Origin of the sequence: Lelliottia wanjuensis (assembly GCF_030238365.1) — a bacterium.
In the GTDB taxonomy this organism is placed as follows: Bacteria; Pseudomonadota; Gammaproteobacteria; order Enterobacterales; family Enterobacteriaceae; genus Enterobacter; species Enterobacter wanjuensis.
Map to the genome: position 1 here is coordinate 88,155 of NZ_JASSOT010000055.1, position 22,459 is coordinate 110,613.

Sequence of the window (22,459 nt, forward strand, 5' to 3'; positions counted from 1 at the left end):
AAAGCCAGCAGTTTATCTGCATGTCCTAAGCATTCGTTAGCGAACGTGGAAACCTACTGATTCGGCGATCATCACATTATTTTCTCTCAATATTCGTAACCAGTTAGCACATACTCTGAATAAATTAAAAGTGTAAACATCTACGTGCGAATGACTATATTCACAACACACTTTCCATTCAATACATTGATAATTGGATAGATTTTCTACCCAACATAAAAATTAGCGTCTGATACATACCCGACATCTGATTTACTCAAAAAACCACTCCAGCCCTAAACGATGCTAAAAAATACACATTTACTCCGTTCACTCCGCGCAATCCAGACTAAAACTCACTGCCCAAGCACGACGACTCAGATGGCTTCACAGATTGGTTATTAAATATCAAAATCATTAGCTTTTTTTAGTGAAATAATTCTATTTCTTGATTGTATGATTCCAATGGTTCAAAACGAACACATACGACAACGAAGGAAAAATTATGACTAATCAAATGAAGGCTGATACAACGTTAGATGTTTGCTTTTTATATAAAACCAAAAATTTTGTAAATTTAACAACAGTTGCTACACATGGAAGTTTCGGCGTTTTAGCTACAGCTGCTGACAACTGGTTATATAACTCTATGGAGAAATCACCAACCATGGGATTATATATTAGGAGTGATTTTAACACTGTCGATCCTTTACAAAGTTATCTTGGCCATGTTGAAAATTTCTCACGCGAAACTACGTCTTTCCTGGAAACTAAATTCCCATCTGCGCAGTATCCTCTAGAATATTATTGCATTGATAAGTCAATGGCTACTCTCATTAATCTTTCAATTATGAATTTATTCGTAGATGACGAAAGTTATGCTATCGCGACTAACTCAATCATTCCTGGCACTCAACAAAGCTTTGAAAGCCTTATTCTCGGTAACGACGAAGGGTCTGGCGCAGCCTTTATTGGGAAAGACGAAGGTGCGACAGTATCTATTTCTCTTAAAATTGGTAATCTGGATAAAGTAAAGAATACAATTGAGTGGAACCAAGATGCAGAAATTGTCCTTAAGTTAGAAAACGACAATTTAGTTGTAGTCAGCCAAACATTGCCTTTGAGCTGGAATTTAAGTGATATCACCACCTTACCTGACGGTTCATTTATGATTAATGTGACAAATGGCCTAAATGGACCGCTATGCGCAGAGCTCTATGAACTTGAGAATTATAGAGGGCAACAACAGCCATTCCCTTATGAAAGTGATTATTCAATGATAGGGACTGTTGTTAATCAGTTAGGAGAGTTTCGTATTTCATCCGCTAAAATTAACCGTGAACATTCTCTTGGTCGCTTAATGGGATATTCGGTGATTGAGTCACTTTCTCCTGGCTATTCTTTAAAGAATTACAAAAGCTTTATGACCGATCAGGATATTCCTGATCTACCATCTTATTTCGGAGACTGTAACATCCCTTGTGATCTTGTGTGGCATGCAGATGATGAATGTGATGTCTGGATTAAAGTTGCTACAACAAACACCAATTATTCCGCTTTGGTGTCAATTTATGCTGATGAGATTTATTTTGGTAGCAGCACAAACAACTTGTATATCGGACATATATCAGGCGGAAGCTACACTGTATTGTATGGATATCTTGATGATAATTATTCTTTCGTGGAGGTCGGTAGCGGAGCAGTAACATTCGATGTGATAAACTCTGTGCCAGTCGTTACACCTCTTTCATCTTCTTTACCAAGCGAGTGGAGCTTCAGTTCTGCTGAAAAACAATCTGATGGTTCTTGGGTCGTGACATTAACTGATTAACAAATAAATTTTCTTTAATAAGGTCTATCAGATATGTTAGATAGTTTCACGGGAGCTCATTCGCAAGGGAATTATAAATTATAACTCTCAAATTGATTGATGACAAAATGGCGAATGTTGAGTAACCGCTGTTTCCATCCGGGGAAGATATGCAATTGCCATATCTTCCTCTGAAAACAGCAGAAAATTGAAAAGAATAGAAGTGGAGGTAACAGACCTAATTGGACTGATCCCACAGCAGTAGACATTTCCTGTCCTCATGACGAGGCCCGTTCAAAGGCCTCCTGACTGACACCGCCGAGGTGACTGTGGAACCGGGACGGGTTATAGAAGACTTCAATGTAATGGAAGACATCGGCCCGGGCCAGATCCCGGATTTTATATATGCGTTTTCTGATCCGTTCTTTTTTCAGCGAAGTTAAGAACGATTCAGCCACCGCATTATCCCGGAAGTTGCCACGCCGGCTCATGTTTGAGACCAGGTTTTTGGCCCGGCAGAACCGTTGTCTGTCGCCACTGCAATACTGGCTGCCTTGATCACCATGTACGATGACCTCACCGCCCGGTTTCGACGCAGACAGCCATCATCAGCGCGTCGAGTGCCAGTTCGCGTGAGAGAGTGGGCTTCATCGGCCAGCCCACTACATTGCGGGCGACATGCATATTAAGGTACCCATTTTAAATAATCGAGGTTACGTATGAGCCATAAATTAACATTAAATGAAGTACTGGGAACGATTATATCACAGCCAGTGGAAATGGTTAGAATTGTCATCATAATTACCTTGGGAGAGTTTGGCCGGTGGCTATATGGTGGGGGGCGATTCAGGGAACGGTGTGGCGATCTTATCCTTTGTCTGATGCTATTTTATCTCATACGCTCTCATGTAAAAAACATTGCTACAGCGTTAGGTGTTGATATATCACCAGGCGCAATAGCTATTATTATTTCTCTGCTTGGTGCACATGGGATTGGCCAGATGCTATTTTACGCCATAAAGAAAAGAACCGGTATTGATTTAAGTGAACTGCTAGGAAAAAGCAACAAATCGTAGTGTCTTGTTAAGATATTAATCTTGTTTTAAACAACATTCGCGAATGATTTGACTTAATTATTTCTGGTGCAGACATCACTGTATAAATGTATTTTCTACAATGGAATATTTCGATATGGTGAGTTAAAGATTTGTGAGATATATTGCATCTATGCGACATAATGAATTATTATAGCGAATATAATAATTTACTCTCCTGTTCTCTCTGGGGATAATTAATGGTGCGAATTAAAAATCATTTTATTGACAATAATGAAACCCTGACGCATCCGATTGACAAGCATGCATCAGAGCATCAATTGACTAAGATTAAATATTTTTACTCGCCTTTAATTATTCCATATAATAGATGATGATATAGCATTGATTAATTTGTTAATGTCGGTTTTATTCTTAAAGTTTACATTAACATAAATACCAACCTGAACGTGAATGTTTTGCAACTTAACCATCCGAGTTTTAGGTGGTGAAAAATAAGGTGTTAAACATTTAGGGAGTATCATCATCGCTTCCCCAGCTGCAACATGCATAAGTTGAGACAGCGTATCATAGGTAGATTCTTTTATCTCAACATAAGGAATAGTATCTTTTAGAGTTCGAGTTACAATTGTTTTTACTTCGGCTGAGAAAACATCTTTTTTTATAAAAAGCTTTATGTCTTTTGTAATATTATAGTCAGTAAGGTCTTTATCTGAAATTGCTTCAGGAATAAAAAGGTACATTGATTCATCAGCGATCTTGTGGAAAGTGAAACAATCTGGGAAACAAATATTTCGAAATGACAAAACAATAGTATTGGGATTTGCAATGAGCGATTTCACCTCACTACTTTCGATATTCTGCCGCAGGCACTTAACAGAATAATGCTGAAGTTTTAGCGTTGATTCGATATGCTGATAAATTACGTAAGGTACACTTAAGTCACACAATAACCCAATCCCTTTATCTTTACCAAAATTAAAATCAATTTCTATCGCATGGAGTAATTCGTATATTGGCTTTACTTTTTCATAAAGTGAGATAGCAGTTTCTGTAGGTTCAAGATTATTATATTTCCTTACAAATAATCTTCCTCCTGTTTTCTCTTCAAGCTCGTAAATAACTCGAACTAATGGAGAGCGTGTTATGCACAGGAGATCCGCTGCACTATTTATACAACGAGATTCAAAACATGTAACAAAATACTTTAATTTTTTTGATATCAGTGATGTCATGTTGATTCCTTGTTAAAATTTATGCCTGCAAACTATCTCACGTGCTGCATAGCAATACAGGTTAATAATCTTGCAGAATTGCTTTAGCTATTATTTCCCGTTTACATTTTAATTTAAAATACTCGTATGGTTTAACTCATTAGTTCAAAAGATACTTTGCAAATGTGCAATAATAGCACTAAGTTCACGGTGCCCCACTTTTTGCGATTTATTCCACAATCGGCATTAGAGACGATGAAACACCGTGGTGTGCAGCCTTCGTAGGCGCGATTCTGGAGTGTTGCGGTATTCTTTCAAGCTGCTATGAATCGACCGGGGCATATTTACAGTGGAGTCATGAATTGAAGGAGCCTGGACCTGGATGTGTAGTGAAGTGATGGACGCCCTTTCCTGAAGCAGCCAGTGCCATACTTTTACTGTCTGCGTTTACTACGGGAGTAAATCACATGAACACGATCAGAGTTGTTGGTATTGATATCGCCAAATCAGTTTTTCAGGTCTGCATCTGGATGGTCAATGGCTCCATCTCATGGAACATAAAAATTTCTCGTTCTAAATTGCTGGATACTATCCGACAGTTTGACCTGGAACTCTTGTTGCTATGGAGGCCTGCGCCACTTAGCATTAATGGCGGTCTGATGCCTGAAGAATCAGAGAACAAATACCGCTCTTACCATAAAACCGTGGCCAGAATTACTTGACCATATATGGACATTTCTAGCGAGCCAGTGATTAGACATTTTCACTGAGCTTTGACACGCTTTGTAGTAGCTAAATTGAGATGTTCGTCTCGGGCCTCGGTTGTTTTCCTGGACTGTTATGTTGTGATCCCAAGATGCTGCCGGTACTTCACCGGAATCATTTTCTGGGATCTGTCTTCCAGAAAAATCCCCTGGGCAAACGTCAGCCCACCTATCAGTAGCGGCAGGCTCAGCGGGATCGTGAGCAACAGGAGCGCCCCCGTCAGCGCAACCGCGCATTGAGCAATGATGGGATGTGTAATTGATGTGTGTATAATGAACACATTCAAGCAAAGGAGGCCGAACATTGCTACTCAACGTACTGCACCAAACGTTAATGTCACCATTGATCGTGAATTACTGAGTCGCGCACGCGCCCTGAGTATCAATCTATCCCAGACGTTCACAACTGCTATTGATGCCGAGTTGCGTAAACACGAGGCTGCACGCTGGAAAGAAGAGAACGCAGAAGGTATCGCAAACCTCAATGTCTTTCTGGAAGAACATGGCAGCTTTTCTGATGGATACCGGACATTCTGATCATGCAATTTACGGTTTATCGCAACGCGAACAAGAGCGCCGTTTACCCGTATCTGCTGGATGTCCAGAGCGATATCATGGGCTCCATTTGGGAAACGGAAAATATTGTACGTTACGGCTATTTTTTAACCATATCAGCCTTTGAAAAAGCTACTTTGCATTCGTAGGTTCCACCTTTGAGGGCTACCTGAAATTTATAATCTTTCTGATTATTGAATTTAGGATCAAAAGCTACACCACCAGTGACTCACTGGCAGGTATGCGTTTTCGATTTACCCGAAGTGCTTCAACGACCAGTGAGAATGCCAGCGAAGGTTGTTTCCTGCTGGGATAATATAGGTAGTAACCAGGAAATAGTTTGCACCATTGCTTCAGCACACGAACCAGCCTGCCGTCTTAAATATGAGTTTCAAACTCTCTTCTGGCAAATAAGCAATCCCGAGTCCCGCAAGCGCTGCATCGACAATATGTTCAGATGTATTAAAAATGAGCTGCCCGCCTTCCTTCATCACTCCCCTGCCCTGCAGGTACCAGGCGCAGCAGCGCCGTTCGATTACGGTCGGGCACTCTCCCTGCGCGAAATGGCGCGGCGCTACACCGAGATGCCGAAATATCGACTGGCACCGGAAGTGGCCGGTCTGCTGCATTACCTGCCGGACTGGAGTCAGCATGCTTTCATCAATATGCTGTGGAACACCGGCGCACGCCTTAACGAAGCGCTGGCATTAAGAAGAAGGGATTTTCATCTGAACGAGGAGATCCCGCATGTGGTCATTCGCACGGCCAAACAGCGTCGTGCCAGCGGCGGTCGACCGCGTAAAGGGAAAAGTGCTGACCGGGTCGTGCCGCTCTCCGATCCGGGTTATGTGGATGAGATACGCCGTCTGTTTGCCAGCACCCGCGAGCGGTTTGAAGAAGACATCATTACCGGAGAACGCCGGGCAATGCCGGCCTGGGGGATTTCAGACCGGACGGTGAGAAACTGGCTCGAGCGCGCGGTCGATGCAGCTGGCCGCGACGGAGTCCGGTTCAGTATTGCCGTGAGCTCGCACACGTTCCGGCACAGTTTTGTTATGCACCTTCTATATGGCCATGTTCATCCGAAGATCCTGCAGGGATTGATGGGGCATGAGAAGTTTGAGAGTACCGAGGTCTACACGAAGATATTTGCGCTCGATGTGGCCGCCAGCCAGCAGGTCCGGTTCTCACTCGACACTCCGGATGCGCTGCAGCTGCTGCGCGGAATTAATTGAATCAAGGATAAGCAAATGATCGATGATGATGACGTGAGCCAGGAACCCCATATACCTGAACTAAGTCAGGACGTTCAAGCCCTGATCAATAATGGACTTGAATTTCTCGATAAAGCGCGCGAAGAACTGGAGGCTTCTAAAGCGAAGTTCTCTGTTGTCAGCTTCTGGACTGCTGTTGAGATCCTGCTGAAAGTCCCTCTCGTACACGAACACTGGAGTCTTGTTTGTAGCAAAAAGACCTCACCAAAAAGGCAGGCCTATCGCGACGGCGACTTTCAGTCGATAACGTATGAAGAGACCCGCAATTTACTCCGGGATGTTTTGGAAAAACCGCTAACCCCGGAAACGCATAATGTGTTTGAGAAGGTAAGAAAGCACCGTAACCGCGTAGTGCATTTTTATCATTCAGCCTTTACCGCAGCAGATCAGGTTCAGATTCAAAAAGAACAGGCAGATGCCTGGTTCGCCCTCAATCGTCTGATGCGGGATGAGTGGCAATCAATCTTTGGCGCTAAAAACAGCTACAGCTGGAAGCTTGCGCACGGTGAAACCCGCTTGCTCAGGGGAAGTGAGTTTTATGCTGCAGTACGACTCAAACAGGTAAAGCAGGAACTGGATTCTCTGGCCAAGATAGGGATTGATATAGGCATCTGTGGAACCTGCAAGCAACAGGCGCTGGTAACATCGACACAAACAACGGGCAGTGAGAAGCATACATTGTTTGTTACGCGCTGCTATGTTTGCACGGATTTGTACCGTTATATTTCTCTCATTTGCCCTGATTGCGACGAACGGCAGTCATTGACTGAAGGTGATGAGCCCTTTGCCTGCGAAAATTGTGAATCGACGGAAGACAGGATGACGCTGCTTGATGAAGAAACGTACCGGAGCGTCGATGAGCCGCTATTGTCAAATCTCCCGGCCGGATGCACAAATTGCATGATCCCGGACAGCGTCTGCCAGCATGGTGATGGGTACCTCTGCACCCAGTGCTTATCGTATTATACCGCGCTGGACGAGTGTGAATGTTGCAACCACCTGAGTGACAGCGTTCCTGAATTTAGTCGTTACAGGGGATGTGACTTTTGCGATGGTGACAGCCGCTATCATGATGACTGAATTGCATTTTAAGACATACATTTGTATTTCATTTGAATTACCTATGTGACCTGCCCCCAGGATTAGATACAACCTTCAGTTAGTAATGTCGGTTGGTTTTTCTTCATATTTCCCGTTTCGCCAGCCTGCTGCAAATTCAGCCGGAGTCTGGTAATCCAGCGATGAATGTGGCCGGTGCTCGTTATCATCCTGCCGCCAGCCATTAATCGTTTTCCTGGCGTGAACAATATCGCTGAACCAGTGCTCATTCAGGCACTCATCTCTGAACCGTCCGTTAAAACTCTCAATAAATCCGTTCTGGGTCGGCTTGCCCGGCTGGATAAGACGCAACTCCACGCCATGCTCAAAGGCCCATTGATCCAGTGCGCGGCTGGTGAATTCCGGACCCTGATCGGTTCTTATCGTAGTCGGATAGCCGCTAAACAGCGCGATACTGTCCAGAATACGTGTGACCTGCACGCCTGAAATCCCGAATGCAGTGGTAATTGTCAGGCATTCCTTCGTGAAATCATCCACGCAGGTCAGGCACTTGATCCTGCGACCGGTGGCCAGTGCGTCCATGACGAAATCCATCGACCAGGTCAGGTTCGGCGCATCCGGGCGCAGAAGGGGAAACCGCTCGGTCGCCAGCCCTTTACGGCGTCGTCTGCGTTTTACGCTCAGTCCGTTAAGGTGGTAAATACGGTATACCCGCTTGTGATTGACGTGAAGGCCCTCTCTGCGCAGCAACTGCCAGATGCGCCGATAACCAAAACGTCTGCGTTCAAGCGCAAGCTCAGTAATACGCCCTGATAAATGTGCATCAGCAGCCGGACGCTGAGCATCATAACGGCAGGTCGACAGGGACAAACCTGTAAGCCAGCAGGCACGACGTTGCCATGTACCGTCATCGATACCTCAATCATCCCTGTAGAATGCAAACCATTCATCACGCCCGAACGCCGCGCCGTGTTTGTATTTGTTCCAGGTGGCCTGTGTTTTTGCCTTAATGCCGGAGAAGAAACCACCGGAACCTCACTCAACAATCCAGTATTTGCCCGGTGGCAGTGGACCATCACCTTTAATCGCCCGGCATGCGCCTTTATTGCGATAGATGCCGTTCCCAGAGAACGCCATAAAACACCAATATCCATGTTATGAGCATGGTAATTTTATTAGCAAAATCAGGTGTTAAAATCATTTTTCTGTTACAGAAAACTACAGGGAATCAATATATTGAGAGGGTAAATATCCCGGTGGGATTCATCATAAAAAAACCGTATTGAGCGATCTTTCTAGCGGTTCTGAGGTCAGTAATCACCTGGTACAATCGCTGATAATTATCCGTAGTTACCTATCAGAAACGGTTAAATTATGCTCTGAACGTACAATGATTTCCTTTTCCCAAACTGACCCCTGATACTGTTATTAGCACCCCGCATATTCATATTGAGGATGTCCCTCAGTAGAACATGAATATCTATTATGAGTCTAAAACCAGGCCCTAAGCCGATCGCTAAATCAAAGGGTAAAACGGATCAACGTCGACGTGAAAACAAGGATACGCCCGGTAACACTCCCGGACTAAAACCCAGCAAATAAACTGGTAAGTAATAATGTGGGGTATAAGCAATACGCTTATACCCGTTTATTTTTAAACGTCTGTCAGTGTAATGATATATCCCATCGCTTAACAGCTGCCGCTGAAACAGGCACACAATCAGCGGCTTGTTCCTGAAGTTTGTGCCTGACTGTGGTATCGAATGCAGAGTCCCATGGATTAAATTTCCAGCTTTCCCGATAGGACTTTACAATCGTCTCAGGACAAAGAAAACTAAACTGGTTCGTTGTAAACATGGACACGGCACTCACCGCGTAATACTGTTCTGCCTTGATAATTTTCTTTTTCCATATGGCGCTGGCAAAAAACTCTTCCGGATATTCAGAAGATTTAATGATATAGCGGTGAACCGTGAAGTCACTTATCCCGGAGAGTTTGATAACAGAATGCGTAAACATAACCGGAATAACGGTTATTTTAGTGGAGATGATTAGTAAAACCATCAGTGACACGATGAAAGAGGCGCTAATCTTCTTTAACATCTTATCATGCGTTCCCATCCGCAGGTACACGAGGCCCGGGAACAGGCTTAAGAAATACACCATGTATGAAATAAATGCCAGCCCGGTTATCGTCCAGAAGTTAACTTTTTCATCGGACGCGCTAATATTTCTGAATACGATCTCAAGCGGAAATACCTGTAAATGTGCCAGCAATGCGATACTCAGTGGAATGCCAAGGTAGAACTGGTATCGTCTTGTTCGTTTCACCTCAGCCCTTTTGCTCGACAGATCCTTCTCCAGATGCTTTCTGTTTATCAGGGCGGATACTACAACCGTCATCAGCCCTATACCAAACATAGATATCCATGCAGAATTGTCTTTTACGCCCTGACTGAGGTCCAGTGCATAATAAAAAATATAAATAAATGTCGTCGGAAATAATCCGGCAATCATCAGCACAGATAAGAAATTAGTTTTCATCTTATCATAACCCGGAAGATTATTGACATCCTGCGGAATAACAACAGCCATAAACACGGAGGATACAAAGAAAATGCTAAGCAGAAACAGTAATGAAAGAATGACCGCACAGAAAATAAGAGCAAATATGCTTTGAATATTCATAACTTCAAAGAATACATCCAGCCTGTTTAGACGACTGAAATATCCCCATATGACAAAGAGTGATACTGCAGTGATAACACCTGAGGGTGTCAAAACAGAAATTAACAGCACCCGCCATTTCTCATTCATTTAATTTCCTTAAGGTTTCACTTATATCCGTAAATATTATCAGCTACACAACGTTAAGGCACCTACCGGATTTCAGTCAGGCTACCAAAAGTCAGTTCCCTTCTGTGAAAGTAATTTTTTTTCTACTTATTAAAATGTACGTTTGAAAAAGTAGACTCTCTGCGATACGCTTCATCTGTAGCATTACTCCGATTTTTTACCCAGCGCGCCGGACGGTCTCCGGCCTTCCCGGAGCCTGAGATGACCCCACTGACGGATGACCATCCCGATACACAGCCCGCTCTGGCCTTCAGGGATCAGGAGTTCCTGCCGGCGCTGGCCGGGAATGACGCTGTGCTTAACCCGGCCCGGGCCTATTTGCTATCACTCAATTCCCCGCGCAGTCGTCAGACCATGGCCTCGTTCCTTGGTATAGTCGCCGGTATGCTGGGTGCCGGCTCACTCGATACCTGCAGCTGGGGCAGTCTGCGGCGTCATCATGTGATGGGGATTACTGAACTGCTGCGCGACACCGGCCGGGCCACGGCCACGGTCAACACCTATCTCTCGGCACTGAAAGGCGTGGCCAAGGAAGCCTGGATGCTGAAGCTGATGGATGTCGAGAGTTTCCAGCACATCAGGGCCGTGCGGAATTTGCGCGGCAGCCGGCTTCCGCGCGGTCGCGCGCTACCGACAGAGGAAATCCGCCAGCTTTTCCAAGTCTGCGATGCGGACAGCAGCTGTCAGGGGGCGCGTGACGCAGCCCTGCTGGCGGTGATCCTCGGCTGTGGTCTGCGCCGTTCCGAAGCGGTAGGCCTTAGAATAAGTGACATTGTCACGCAGGGGCGGGCGCTGAAAGTGCTTGGTAAAGGCAACAAGGAAAGGCTGGCGTACATGCCGGCCGGGACCTGGCAGAGGCTGATGCACTGGACCGAACAGGTGCGCGGTGCAGGCCCCGGTCCGTTGTTCACCCGAATCCGACGTTTCGACACACTGACCCTCGACCGGCTGACCGATCAGGCGGTATACCATATTCTGCACGTGCGTCAGCGCCAGGCCGGAATTGAGAAATGCGCACCGCACGATTTACGACGGACCTTTGCAACGGCGATGCTGGATAATGGCGAAGATCTTATTACCGTTAAAGATGCGATGGGTCATGCCAGCGTCACCACCACCCAACAGTACGACCGGCGCGGCGAAGAGCGGCTGCGTGCAGCCCGAGATAGGTTGACTTTGATCTCTCACTTATCAACGTAGTGATTTGCCACTGAGTCTAGACGCGGAGTCTCTGGAACGAATGGGGTGACTTATAAATGGAGAATGTTACAAGTGGACTACTATTGGGCGTGCCAGGATCTATTGCGCCAGAGGGTAGAATTCACACAAACGTGGAAGGTGCAACAGCCCTTAATGGGACTTTTAAAAGATAGTAAGGAAAGTAGAAGTTAGTCAGTTGTGGACATACGTGCCTCCTTGTTTATTCAAAAAAAATTCACCTCATCAAGAAACTCAGGCTATAATATTACAAGTCTCTTCTCAATTTTAGATGAAAATGAAACCGCAATCACATATTCAATCGCTTATAAATTTGTTATCCAATAAAAACAATATAGTCATTGAAAAAGACAAAAGGACTATTTCTTTTGAACGCCTTACAGTATCTGTATGTTTTATTCTTCATAAAGGTAATATAGCCGCCTTCAGACCTGACGATCAATTGCTAATGCGATATGCAAGCGCACCGATTATAATTGGTATTAACGAATTTATAGATTTCAACCATCAATTCATCATTCAAGCCAATGGAGAGATAGCTTATGAACTTATCCCCCTGGAGGAGGTAATGAAGAGAGTTGAAAGCCTGAATCTTTGGGAGAACTTATCCTACATCCTAATGTATAACATGAAGTTAATGGTTAATGATCATTCGAAGGCAGTCGGAAGGGGAACATACGAAATCATACGATCCTCCATTATAGAACTGATGGCACAGACAGATGACATAAAAACAAAAATAAATGCATGTGATTATATTCAGTCCCGTACTAATATATCCAGAAGTCGCATAATGTCTATTTTGAAGGATTTAAAAGAGGGAGGCTATATCGATATAGAAAAAGGCAGACTCATAAATATCAACCAGTTGCCTCTAAAATATTGAGTCTCGTCACTATTTCCCATCTGACCTTAGCCGATGAATAGTATCTCTTTTACTGAAAAGCCTCGCACAGGTACCATGATTGATGAATGTGGAGCACATGCTTTGCAAATACAGAGACCAGCAGTGTAATGGCCAACGTAAACTGGCCACTGAGCTACAGCTTATCCAATATCGACTTTCCGATTCGTTTGGCGGTAACCCACCGTTATAGCCATGCGGCCTTAGTGAGCTGTAATACCAAACGATTTAGTCTGTGATCGTATGAGCAGCTTCGCTAAAGTTTATATAACCTGTCACTGGCACCCACTCGTTTTCAGACTTCTGAAGAAGCGTTAGGCTCTGTCACTGCGAACTGTCATTCAAGGCGATTCGGGATAACGATGTGTTCATGACTACGACGTTTATACCGGTGGTTAGGTTGCTGACAACTCACCAGCCCCAGTTCTTTCATGAGCCTGCTGGCAAGCCAGCGTTCCATTCTGAAGCCTCTCAGGATTGCCATAGTCGTGATACCTATTGCAAGAACTTTTTAACTTAATGTAACGTAAGGGAAAAGTAGCGTTATGTGAGATATGTAGATTTAGAAGCTATATACATTGCAATACACAACCAAAAAAAGGCCGCTAAGCGGCTTTCTGATTAATACTCCGGAAGCGAGCCGAGGTTATCTCTAGTTGTCCAATCAGCAACTGTTTTCAGATAATAAATACCATCAACAGGGTCAATTATTACAAGAGCGCCACGCTCATAATTTCCGTTTCCGGTAGCAACTGCTGTAATAAATTCATCAGTACGTCGGTAAATTCTATTTACAACCTCCTGTCGACTCCAATAAATAAAACTGCATCCATTCTGAGCAACTTTCAATTGTTCAATATGCGAATGGGTTGAATCATAATGCACGGCATATACATAATAAGTAGACATACAAAAAAACTTATAGATATACAGCAATATTACTGCCGCACTGTTATAACTTAATGAAGTTTAAAAGCATCAAGCAGGACATCAATTTAAATCGAGCATCTCAAAATTACAAAAATTATTAATTAATTACCAAACGCGTAAGCATTTAACACTTCTTCATATCCCACCTCTAATCCCCTCCAACCGTGCTTTTTGTTCCTCACTCATCGCCACATCTACATCACCATGCTCCAGCAGGTATGTGCCAAAACTCATCATGCAAGCCACAGCCGGATCTATCTTGTTGGGCGCTTTAATCTTGTTCGGTTTAATGTTGTGGTTCGTGCCAACCATCATCACCACGTTACCCATAGCCCAGGCCAACACAGGATCCCCGTTGTGCTCAATGCGCTTACGGGCGGCGAACACCTCCAAGCTTTTTGCTACCGGGTTAAATCGGGCGAACGTTTGCGGGAATGGCTCGACGTCCAGTCCGTATGCGGACGGTAAGGAAAACCGGGCGATCAGTGGCGGCTCACATCTGAGTGCCACCATTAAAGATATACATAAGGAAATTTTAGTAAACAGTCCAAAAGATTCCAAAACAGCAACAAACAATTACGAACTAATAATTTACAAAGTCTCGCCTATCATATTCACTAATCGTTTTGATTAAGGAGACTTTATTATGGATACAGATATTAAAAAGCTGCTGTTTGTTCAGCAACGCCTACAAATACTTCATTTAGGAAAGCACTACGGAGAATTTACCGATAGCTATCTATATGCTTGGGAGCGCGGGGTTTATCCTTTCTTTGACGGCACAGACGGTAGCGTAGATAAAAAACCACACGAACTTTATCAAGATTTATTTAGAATTTCAGAAGGCGAAGTTGAATTTATAATAAAACGTTTTAATAAAGCTTACGATGACAACGAAAAATTAACTTTTTATGGTCTGGAAGATGAATTACATGTTTACAGTCACAGTACCTCAGGATGGACTAGAGGGAAATTATTGCGTATAAGTCGATATCTATTTCTTGAAGAGGAATATGATAAATCATTCTGGAATAAATTAACAGAGAATGGTTCATGTCCCGCAGAAGCTCATAGTATTCGCAAGGAATTTATTAGAGAGTCTGATATCTATTTTTACTAATATATCGGTCTGAGCAAATCATGCCGTTTCCCAGAAAGTCACTTCTTTTCATCAAGTAGAAAGTCCCTTATGCCGCACTTTTGCCGCGTTTATTCCTTTCCTAACATCACCACTTCACCAGCATCATTGATGCCGATCAGCTCGTCCGTAACCAATTTGTCAAACCACCTGTGAAACGATCTACGGGCCTTTTCTCCTAACATGGCTTCCGTATCATCCCGGAGTAACGAGCGGTTGCATGGCTCACCTTTGGCCTTGCGGCTGCGGATGTTGTTGTACCCATGTCATCGTGGAAAGACTAACATCCATAGCCTTAGCTGCGACATAAACGTTATCATTTTGATCGACAACCAACTGAGCGGATTCGCGTTTGAAATCAGGACTGAAGTTTTTTCATTGCAGCAACTGTGTTGCTCTGAGGTAAACCTAACACCTCTGTTCAGGTGGCCAAATTCAGTGTGCCACTACACATGCCATTTCCAGGATGAAGTTTGTAAGTGGTTTATGGCGAATCTCTGCAGCGGTATCGACAAGCGCCCTCAAAGATTCCTTGGCTCTAGGGTTAAGTTGATCATCTGATTTCATGAGTGCACTCATGAAATTGAAAATGGGTTACAGTCAATTTAACCGTAGATAATAATTATAGCCCGCCATAAGACGGGCTAACGTAACAACATGTTCGATTTAGATTGATACATTATAGGTATAATCAACATCAGTCTGTTGATTACATTGTTTATTCATCTGTGTACCAAAAACTTATTCACAGTTTAAACAATTTAAAGACGCTCAATCTGAACCGTGAGATTGCCGCTAACATGACCCTCGGTCGGTTTTTGTTCAGTTCCTTTTAGTGATACCACCTGCATAGTAATACGCTGCAAATCCAGCGCCGATACGGTTTTCCTGATATCAAGGAATTTACCGTGCATATCAAATATGCCAATACCTACGCCCTTTGCTGCCTGAGACGAAGTATCTATGTTTGCTAAGACGCTCCCCTCACCAGCGTCAGGTGTGCCCACAAATCGGTAGGCCATACGATCTGCCAAGACTAATGCATAACACTCACTGCTGCCGGAAATACTCAGATTAATAGGATTTTTCGGGATGGTATTCCCCCCCTGCCATGGCAACGCATCGAGATCGATAGTGTCTAAAGCGATGGTGGTTGGATTCATATTTACTTCGCAACCGGTCGGCCCACTGGTGGCGTCACCCGTAATGGACAGCGTGGCGGAAACATCTTCAGCCTGCGCTGCAAATCCCGTCATCAGAGAGGAGAGTATTAATACAGAGTAGAAAATTTTCATGGTGTTCTCGGTAATTGTCAGGACACGCGGAATAGAATTCCCCATCGTGTAAACGATGGGGAATTTATTACAGGCGTTCGATCTGAATGGTCAGCGAACCCTGTACAGAGCCGGCAGTTGCTGTCTGGCTTGCCAGTTTCACCATGCCCAAGCCTAAATGAGAGACACCTGGTGTCGCTGTCATTGTATCCTTGTTAATGAGTAGATTCTGACCCGCATTGTCATATAGAGCAATACCGATACCGCTTGCCGCGCCTTCACCCGTCGCCGTGTTCGCCAGGACGCTGCCCATTGCGCTATCTGCAGTCCCGAGGAATTTGTAGGCAATTTTACCCTGAGAAACCAGGTCTGCGCACTGCTCATCGCCAGTGACGGTCAGGTCCACAGTATTCATCGGCGTCGTAGTAGTCCCCTGAGTCACCAGGGTGGAAATATCAGCGTGTAGATTGATTGAAGACTGACCCAGGTTAACGGTGCAAGGTGACAGAGATGGGGTAACTGTGCCGGAAACGGTCAGGGTTGCTGAAACGTCATCAGGGTTGGTTGAAGCCTGAGCTGCGCCCATCACAAACAATGCGGAGACAGCCAGTCCTAAAATTGACTTTTTCATTAAAAATATCCTTATAGGTGTGTATCTTAATAAAAGAGGCGAAGTCTTCTCATTTCAGAATGAAAAAAGAAACCTTCCCTATTTCGTTATAAATAATTAATTCTCAGCGTAATTTGGGCTTTCACTTTCCCTTCGCTGACGGGTTGATCCGTTTTTGCATAGCGAACCGACAGCGGAACCGGGATATTCATCTGCTGCACGGGCAATGCCATATCGATGGGCTGGAAAGGGGTCATCACGCTGCCGTTATAGAGCATTTCGATGCCCACGCCGGAGGCCGGGTTTTCGGGTGCGACATTTTTAAATACGGTGATATTTTGTGGCCCGGTAGCACCTTCGATATTGATGCTGGCCCGGGTGGTGTTCATGCACTGCAGATTCACGCCGACCGGATAGTTTTTCTTCATCGCGCTGCTGGCCAGATCCTTCACATTAATCGGCGGTAATTCGATTTGCGGCTGGTCGACCAGAATTTCACAGTGGGCTCTGGCGGCTAACACCGTCATCACCAGGTTCACCACCAGAGAATTATCATTCAGCGAGACCAGGGACGGCAGGCGAATGGTCATCGTGCCGCCCTGAATAATGCCGGTCTTGATTACTTCAATGCGCAATTTAATATCATCAGTGCTGACCGGATGCGTCGGGACCTCCGAAAAAGGCGTGTTAAAAGGTAATACCCACTCTTTTCTTGCCCTACCCGGCTGGTCATAGATAACCGTAATTCTTACACCGACGCCCGGCAGCGAAGTGCTGTAAATATGATCCCCGCTTTGCGCCGTGCTCATTCTGCCGTTCAGGATGCGCTGTACCTTCCCCTGGCACGCCGGAGCGATCGCATGATGCGACCCGGTCAGTTGCGCGAGGGATTTTTCGTTCACCGACAAAACTGTCCCCACCGGCGCGGTGCCCGCTTTGTCCGGCAATTGAACGGTTAACGGGATCGTCAGATTTAACGGCGCCTGACGCTCCTGGCTCTGGCAGTCATGCGCGCGGGCGGTTAACGCAACGGCGCTTAACATCATGACGGTGGCGATTCGCCAGCAGGAAAAAGGTTTCATCGGGCGCTCCTCAGTGGCATTCGACGTTCAGGATGGCGATGGCGAGTTTCACCGACGCTTTTGTCGGGATGGCGAATGGCGCGGAGCACTGCTGTTTGTCACCCCAGCTGAAATTCACCGTGCCGCTGTCAGGGGCGGAGTTGAGGTAGGCCTGGCCCTGATCCCCGACATACCAGGTATCGTCATTGCCCTCAATTCTTGCCCGCGCACCGAAAGGCAACGGCTGGCCTTTGTAGCTCACGTTCATCACCACTTTGCGTCCGCCGATCGCTTTGAAACGGGCCAGCACAATGGCGTCTTTCGTCGGGATCACCTCAGAGGAGGTGCTGACAAAATCGACCTCTTTATTACTCTGCGGATCAACCGTCATGGTGTTGCGGTGATAGGACTGGAGATCGGGCACGATGGCAAAGCCCCGGGAGTCGGTCCTGATGTTCTGGTTGCTGCCCAGCTCGACATTCTCCGCACCAGGGATCGCCACCAGCGCCTGGCTGCCGCTGGAGAAACGCCCCAGCGTGATGCCGTCTTTATGCGCGAGTAAGTTCCCGGACGCATTCCAGGAAAGGTACTGGTTGCGGTCGGCGTTCCAGGTCACGTTAAATTCACCGCGATTGCCCTGGTAATCGATGCCTGCGGAGCCGCTCTGGGTATCGCTTTGTCCGTTCTGCGACGCGTAAGAGACCTGGGTATTCCAGCTCAGATCCTGTCCTTCCCCCATGTGACCCGACACTCCCACCTGGTTAGTCAGATCGCCTTTCAGGCCCGTGGTGGCGCTGTAGTTGACCATCGGCTGCGTGGCCGGGAACAGATTCCCGAGCGGAACAGACAACGTGAGCGCCAGCTGTTTATCCCAGTCGGACATCCCTTCGCTGCGGGTCATGCTCCACGCGAGTGAAAAACTGACGCGTTCCCAGGAGCCGTTCCAGCCGAGCTGCCAGGAGCGCGAGACCGAGCTGTCCTGATTCGCCGTGCGGGACAGGGTGGCAAAGAAGCTGTGTTCGTCCGTCAGGGTCTGATTGAGGGTCAGGTTGTATTCGCGTTTTAACCGCGAGTCTTCGAACAGGGTTTCGGCGTCCGCCCAGTCGCTGAACGATAAATAGTTGCGACGGTAATAGCGGTTATCCAGTTGGATCTGCGTCCCGGTTTCCGGGATGCCGTTGCGGTAGGTCAGACGCAGCATATCGCCTTTATACTCTGGCGAATTACCGCGCTGGCCCTGGCTTTCAGTGACATCAATGGCGATGCCGCCCACACGCTTCAGGTCAAAACCTGCGCCCAGGCTCGCCGCCTTATATTTTTCCTGATACTGGATACCGCCGTAGGTGGTGATATCCAACGGCAGCCCCCAGGAGATCGCCGCCTGCAGTATTTCCGGGGTCTCTTCCACGCTGTTGCTGTTCGTCACATAGCGCCCCGCCGCCAGGCTGTATTTCATCTGATGCGCGCGTAAAAGTTGCGGAACGTTCGAGTAAGAGACGGTGCTGTGCGTTTCTGAACCGTCGGCCTCGGTAATGGTGACATCCAGCTTGCCGCCGTTTGACACGGACGACAGATCCTGGATCACGAACGGGCCTGGCGGAACCGAGCGCTGGTAGATGATGTAGCCGTTGCTGCGTACGGTGACCTGGGCGTTACTCTTCGCAATGCCGCGGATGAGGGGGGCAAATCCCGTTAACTGGTCAGGCTGCATATCGTCATCGGAATTGAGCTGGACTCCGCGCACCACGAGACTGTCAAAAATATCGCCCGGCGTGCTGGCGTCACCCACGGTCAGCTCCCCTTTCAGGGAGCGGACGGCGGTTTCGACATAGTTTGAGAGCGTCTTCCAGCCATCGTCATTGCTGAGGGTGGCGTTATTGCGATAGCGCCAGCGGCCAAAGTTAAAGCCGTTGGTCAGATTAGCAAATACCGTGTCCTGAGTGTCGCTGGTGCGATGTAGGTATTGCTGCCCGGAAAGCTGGTACATGCTGATGAGGGCGGGCACGCCGTCGTCCCACTCCTCCTCCGGCACGCCGGTCAGCGACTCATCGCGCATCACGGTTTGCGGGAGAGAAATATCCAGCGTCAGTTTTGAAAAATCAAAATCAGCCTTCGTACCGGGAAGCTGCTCTTGCATGTCAGTGCAGGCATTTCTCACGCTATTATCCTCAGCATTCGAAGCGACCTTTTTCAAATCCACGCCGAGTTTCTGATAGGTCTGAAAAGAGAGACAGGGAACGAGCTCCTTTTTGTCATTCAGTTCAAACCGGACATCTGAAACCAGGGATGGCTTTCCGTTGACCTTAATCCGGACGCGATAAGTCCCCGCCGGCTGAACGCCCTGGCTGAGGAGACTGGTGTCATTAATCACTGTATTGCCGTTTGCCGACTGTAATAAGCCGGGGTCGAAATACTCCCCGGCAAACACTGTTTTCGAAATTATCACAGAAACAGCCAGGTATAGCTTATTGATACAGCGCATAACGTCTTGTTAATTGATTTTCTGGGTAAAGGTTTTAGACGTTGTGCCAAAATCATTTATCGCTTCCCATTCCACGGCTGAGCCACTGGCAGGGGCATGTTTAAGCTGATAGGTTTTATTCGAAAAAGGGGCAATGACGGTATTATTGTCGACCACCGAAACCGGGATGGTTTCTTTATCGATTGAGATTTTGCTCAACACCAGATTGAACGGAGATGCATTTTTTACCACCACTGTTTTATCGGATGCGCTCCAGCTCAGGTTTTTCACCGCTTCCCCCGGATCGCCCTTTAAACCCGCCGGGCGGAAAAAGAATTTAATCCGGTTATTGATCGCCAGCACCATGCGGTTTTCGACTTTTGATTCTTGTTCATTCAGGCCGGGCACGCCTTTCACATCGAGCCAGAAAAGACTTTCGCGATCGGCAGGCAGGCCGCTGCCCAAATAGACGACCCGAATCACGTTGTCGCTTTTCGGGGCCAGCCTGAACAGTGGCGGTGTCACCACGAACGGCAATTTTTTAATTTGAGAACTGTCACCTGCATCAAGCCAGGACTGAACCAGATAAGCCCGGTTTTCATTGCTGTGAATTATGACCGTCGCGTCGCCTTCTTTTTCACTGTAAATCAGGCGGTCGGCGTTAAGAGTCAGGGCGCTGTGTGCAGTTGCTGATAATGTCATTAAAGCTAAAAACATGGCAATGCATGACTTGTTCATCTTGGATAGACGCTCGCAATTATAACGGTCACAATTGTGACATAATATTATGGATATCGAGAAAAACAGTAGCATTATCCGAGTCCATTTCTGGACAAATTATAACTTGATCGCATCAACAAAACTCGGTTACGCCCATCTCCGATGGGTTGGGATCATATTAATCTGACGGGATAATATATCGGGCTAAAAATAAAAAATGGCTGAGGAAAGCACCGACCTGTACAGCCAGTTGCTATCAGGCAGTGCAAAAATCCACTTAACGTACAATACTCAAACGGAGCCCTTTTATGGCTTCATAAACTCTGATGCAGACATTCATTCTTAAACTTCCATAATCATATTATGTGAACAAAAAATAGATGCGCATCATATTTACCGTTTCGGAAGTGAGGAGCGATGTATTATTTATACTGCGAAGATCACATCTTCTTCAATCAGCTGATTGAAACTTGGTTGCAACAACACACAGATAGTCAAAGAACAAGATTACGGCTACCCTGGCGCTTTTCTGCTCGGTCGCCGCCGTATCCGGGTCACTCAGTAATTCGGTCTGATGATCCACCGCGTTCATGGCATCCACTTTCTGCCTGGGCAGCTACGGCTACGCCTGCAGTATCTGACAAACTGTGACCAGTATTTCGAGGTGGGTTACGAGATATCTGGCGGCAATTTCCCTAATCCTGACCTCCTGCTCGGGCGTGAAGATCGGCTGAGGAGTTGAAGCCTGCACCACAGAATAAAAGCTAATGTATGTTGTAACTATTAAAGCGGTTAATGTCTTCAGTTTCATCAGTATTCTCTTCCAGTATTGGGATTAGCGTTCTATCTGGATGGTATCCTGGAAGCGGAATTCAGACTCGTGAGGTTGTGTTTGTACCCTGCCCGGCATCTTCAAGATGCTCTCCAGCGAGAACTCTAGCGCTATCTGATGATGAGGAAGGCATCGAAATTAAGGGATTCATAATCCATACAGTAATGATGTCAGAGCTGGTGAGTTCGATGATGTACCGGTTTGACAGGGGGAATAAATCTCCCCTGTTGTTAAAGCATCTGAAGTTTGAAGTGAACGCCACAGGCCCTGGCATAACGAGTTAGCGTCTCAAAGCTCATTTTGCTGGCGTTTTTTTCCATACGTGAAACAGCGGGCGGCTTAACACCCATGCCTTATGCAACCTGCGCAGACGTGAGACCAGCACTTTTTCGCCAGCCCTCCAGAGTGTCACGTAAGCGGTCGCGGGTGCTTTCTTCCTCATATGCGGCGCGGTATTCAACATCCTGCATAGCATCCGCATGAATCTGATCGAGGGTTTTATATTTCATCTTGCATCTCCTTCAATCTAGCCCAGGCTAGCGCCATTTCTCCAGCAGGAGTTTTGTTGGTCTTTTTTATAAAAATTCGTAGCATGAATATTTGTTGGCCAGACTGATAAACCCACAGCCCACGCGCAATATCACTTCCCATTGTACGGATCTCAAAGAGCCCATCGCCTAGCGACTTGGTATCGGTTCCCGTAACTGGCGAGGGTCATGCTCTAATTTCTGTAACAGCCTAACTA

At 46.3% G+C, this 22,459-nt stretch carries 19 protein-coding genes and 8 pseudogenes; 10 read left to right on the forward strand and 17 right to left on the reverse strand.

Translation table 11 applies throughout. From position 1 onward, the window contains the following. The first annotated feature begins 484 nt into the window (after nucleotides 1-484). Nucleotides 485-1,810, forward strand: coding sequence for a hypothetical protein (locus tag QQF33_RS09075; RefSeq protein ID WP_285149653.1), 1,326 nt, complete (start codon nucleotides 485-487; stop codon nucleotides 1,808-1,810). A gap of 257 nt (nucleotides 1,811-2,067) precedes the next feature. Here QQF33_RS09075 and QQF33_RS09080 read toward each other — a convergent pair. Beyond that, nucleotides 2,068-2,464, reverse strand: a pseudogene (locus QQF33_RS09080) (DDE-type integrase/transposase/recombinase); the annotation flags it as partial. Nucleotides 2,465-2,508: 44 nt separating this feature from the next. Between QQF33_RS09080 and QQF33_RS09085 the strand changes: the two are divergent. After that, nucleotides 2,509-2,865 (forward strand): hypothetical protein, encoded by a 357-nt coding sequence (locus QQF33_RS09085; protein ID WP_285149652.1) that lies wholly within the window; start codon nucleotides 2,509-2,511, stop codon nucleotides 2,863-2,865. A gap of 329 nt (nucleotides 2,866-3,194) precedes the next feature. Here QQF33_RS09085 and QQF33_RS09090 read toward each other — a convergent pair whose 3' ends face one another. Next, complete coding sequence (locus QQF33_RS09090) at nucleotides 3,195-4,079, reverse strand: LysR family transcriptional regulator (protein WP_285149651.1); 885 nt, start codon at nucleotides 4,077-4,079, stop codon at nucleotides 3,195-3,197. 446 nt (nucleotides 4,080-4,525) lie between these two features. On the opposite strand from QQF33_RS09090, the gene QQF33_RS09100 reads away from it, so the two are divergent. The 3 genes from QQF33_RS09100 to QQF33_RS25850 all read left to right on the forward strand — a co-directional run bounded on the left by QQF33_RS09100 (nucleotide 4,526) and on the right by QQF33_RS25850 (nucleotide 5,526). Beyond that, entirely contained in the window at nucleotides 4,526-4,780 is a 255-nt protein-coding gene (locus QQF33_RS09100; RefSeq protein WP_285149650.1) for a hypothetical protein, read from the forward strand. A gap of 315 nt (nucleotides 4,781-5,095) precedes the next feature. Then, nucleotides 5,096-5,359, forward strand: a complete 264-nt coding sequence (locus QQF33_RS09105; protein WP_285149649.1) for a type II toxin-antitoxin system CcdA family antitoxin — start codon at nucleotides 5,096-5,098, stop codon at nucleotides 5,357-5,359. Between the two features lie 2 nt (nucleotides 5,360-5,361). After that, nucleotides 5,362-5,526 (forward strand): CcdB family protein, encoded by a 165-nt coding sequence (locus QQF33_RS25850; RefSeq protein ID WP_390888467.1) that lies wholly within the window; start codon nucleotides 5,362-5,364, stop codon nucleotides 5,524-5,526. A gap of 64 nt (nucleotides 5,527-5,590) precedes the next feature. Here QQF33_RS25850 and QQF33_RS09115 read toward each other — a convergent pair. Further along, nucleotides 5,591-5,856: pseudogene (locus tag QQF33_RS09115) on the reverse strand (LysR substrate-binding domain-containing protein); the annotation flags it as partial. On the opposite strand from QQF33_RS09115, the gene QQF33_RS09120 reads away from it, so the two are divergent. Both QQF33_RS09120 and QQF33_RS09125 read left to right on the forward strand, forming a co-directional pair. Continuing rightward, a complete protein-coding gene (locus tag QQF33_RS09120) occupies nucleotides 5,827-6,612 on the forward strand; it encodes a tyrosine-type recombinase/integrase (protein WP_285157697.1) in 786 nt (261 codons plus the stop codon). The pseudogene QQF33_RS09115 and the gene QQF33_RS09120 sit on opposite strands and share 30 nt — an antisense overlap. A gap of 15 nt (nucleotides 6,613-6,627) precedes the next feature. Next, complete coding sequence (locus tag QQF33_RS09125) at nucleotides 6,628-7,731, forward strand: hsdR (protein ID WP_285149647.1); 1,104 nt, start codon at nucleotides 6,628-6,630, stop codon at nucleotides 7,729-7,731. Nucleotides 7,732-7,806: 75 nt separating this feature from the next. Here the strand turns inward: QQF33_RS09125 and QQF33_RS09130 are convergent. The 3 genes and pseudogenes from QQF33_RS09130 to QQF33_RS09140 form a co-directional block, all read right to left on the reverse strand. After that, nucleotides 7,807-8,616 (reverse strand): annotated as a pseudogene (locus QQF33_RS09130) (IS3 family transposase); the annotation flags it as partial. A gap of 129 nt (nucleotides 8,617-8,745) precedes the next feature. Next, nucleotides 8,746-8,847, reverse strand: coding sequence for a tlde1 domain-containing protein (locus QQF33_RS25760; protein WP_350318497.1), 102 nt, complete (start codon nucleotides 8,845-8,847; stop codon nucleotides 8,746-8,748). 528 nt (nucleotides 8,848-9,375) lie between these two features. Next, nucleotides 9,376-10,527 (reverse strand): hypothetical protein, encoded by a 1,152-nt coding sequence (locus tag QQF33_RS09140; RefSeq protein ID WP_285149646.1) that lies wholly within the window; start codon nucleotides 10,525-10,527, stop codon nucleotides 9,376-9,378. A gap of 240 nt (nucleotides 10,528-10,767) precedes the next feature. On the opposite strand from QQF33_RS09140, the gene QQF33_RS09145 reads away from it, so the two are divergent. Continuing rightward, nucleotides 10,768-11,766 (forward strand): tyrosine-type recombinase/integrase, encoded by a 999-nt coding sequence (locus QQF33_RS09145; protein ID WP_285149645.1) that lies wholly within the window; start codon nucleotides 10,768-10,770, stop codon nucleotides 11,764-11,766. A 289-nt stretch (nucleotides 11,767-12,055) separates the two neighbouring features. Then, nucleotides 12,056-12,670 carry a helix-turn-helix domain-containing protein gene (locus QQF33_RS09150; RefSeq protein ID WP_285157698.1) on the forward strand — a complete coding sequence of 205 codons (615 nt, stop codon included), beginning with the start codon at nucleotides 12,056-12,058 and terminating at the stop codon, nucleotides 12,668-12,670. Between the two features lie 141 nt (nucleotides 12,671-12,811). On the opposite strand, the pseudogene QQF33_RS09155 reads toward QQF33_RS09150, so the two are convergent. The 3 genes and pseudogenes from QQF33_RS09155 to QQF33_RS09165 all read right to left on the reverse strand — a co-directional run. Further along, a pseudogene (locus QQF33_RS09155) lies at nucleotides 12,812-13,190 on the reverse strand (IS3 family transposase); the annotation flags it as partial. A 119-nt stretch (nucleotides 13,191-13,309) separates the two neighbouring features. Beyond that, complete coding sequence (locus QQF33_RS09160) at nucleotides 13,310-13,597, reverse strand: DUF3892 domain-containing protein (RefSeq protein ID WP_285149643.1); 288 nt, start codon at nucleotides 13,595-13,597, stop codon at nucleotides 13,310-13,312. Between the two features lie 156 nt (nucleotides 13,598-13,753). Further along, a pseudogene (locus QQF33_RS09165) lies at nucleotides 13,754-14,071 on the reverse strand (terminase TerL endonuclease subunit); the annotation flags it as partial. A gap of 193 nt (nucleotides 14,072-14,264) precedes the next feature. On the opposite strand from QQF33_RS09165, the gene QQF33_RS09170 reads away from it, so the two are divergent. Further along, entirely contained in the window at nucleotides 14,265-14,738 is a 474-nt protein-coding gene (locus QQF33_RS09170) for a hypothetical protein (RefSeq protein ID WP_285157699.1), read from the forward strand. A gap of 459 nt (nucleotides 14,739-15,197) precedes the next feature. Here QQF33_RS09170 and QQF33_RS09175 read toward each other — a convergent pair. From QQF33_RS09175 to QQF33_RS09210, 8 genes and pseudogenes are all read right to left on the reverse strand, one after another. After that, a pseudogene (locus QQF33_RS09175) lies at nucleotides 15,198-15,323 on the reverse strand (type II toxin -antitoxin system TacA 1-like antitoxin); the annotation flags it as partial. Nucleotides 15,324-15,517: 194 nt separating this feature from the next. After that, nucleotides 15,518-16,051 (reverse strand): fimbrial protein, encoded by a 534-nt coding sequence (locus QQF33_RS09180; protein WP_285149640.1) that lies wholly within the window; start codon nucleotides 16,049-16,051, stop codon nucleotides 15,518-15,520. A gap of 67 nt (nucleotides 16,052-16,118) precedes the next feature. Further along, nucleotides 16,119-16,661, reverse strand: a complete 543-nt coding sequence (locus QQF33_RS09185) for a fimbrial protein (RefSeq protein WP_285157700.1) — start codon at nucleotides 16,659-16,661, stop codon at nucleotides 16,119-16,121. An 86-nt stretch (nucleotides 16,662-16,747) separates the two neighbouring features. After that, complete coding sequence (locus QQF33_RS09190; RefSeq protein WP_285157701.1) at nucleotides 16,748-17,722, reverse strand: fimbrial protein; 975 nt, start codon at nucleotides 17,720-17,722, stop codon at nucleotides 16,748-16,750. Between the two features lie 10 nt (nucleotides 17,723-17,732). Beyond that, nucleotides 17,733-20,183: a fimbria/pilus outer membrane usher protein gene (locus QQF33_RS09195; RefSeq protein ID WP_285157702.1), complete on the reverse strand. Its 2,451-nt coding sequence runs from the start codon at nucleotides 20,181-20,183 to the stop codon at nucleotides 17,733-17,735. A gap of 9 nt (nucleotides 20,184-20,192) precedes the next feature. After that, nucleotides 20,193-20,975 carry a fimbrial biogenesis chaperone gene (locus QQF33_RS09200; RefSeq protein WP_455583679.1) on the reverse strand — a complete coding sequence of 261 codons (783 nt, stop codon included), beginning with the start codon at nucleotides 20,973-20,975 and terminating at the stop codon, nucleotides 20,193-20,195. Between the two features lie 969 nt (nucleotides 20,976-21,944). After that, nucleotides 21,945-22,223, reverse strand: a pseudogene (locus tag QQF33_RS09205) (helix-turn-helix domain-containing protein). Continuing rightward, a pseudogene (locus QQF33_RS09210) lies at nucleotides 22,213-22,454 on the reverse strand (type II toxin-antitoxin system RelE/ParE family toxin); the annotation flags it as partial. The pseudogenes QQF33_RS09210 and QQF33_RS09205, both read right to left, overlap by 11 nt. Nucleotides 22,455-22,459: the final 5 nt, after the last annotated feature.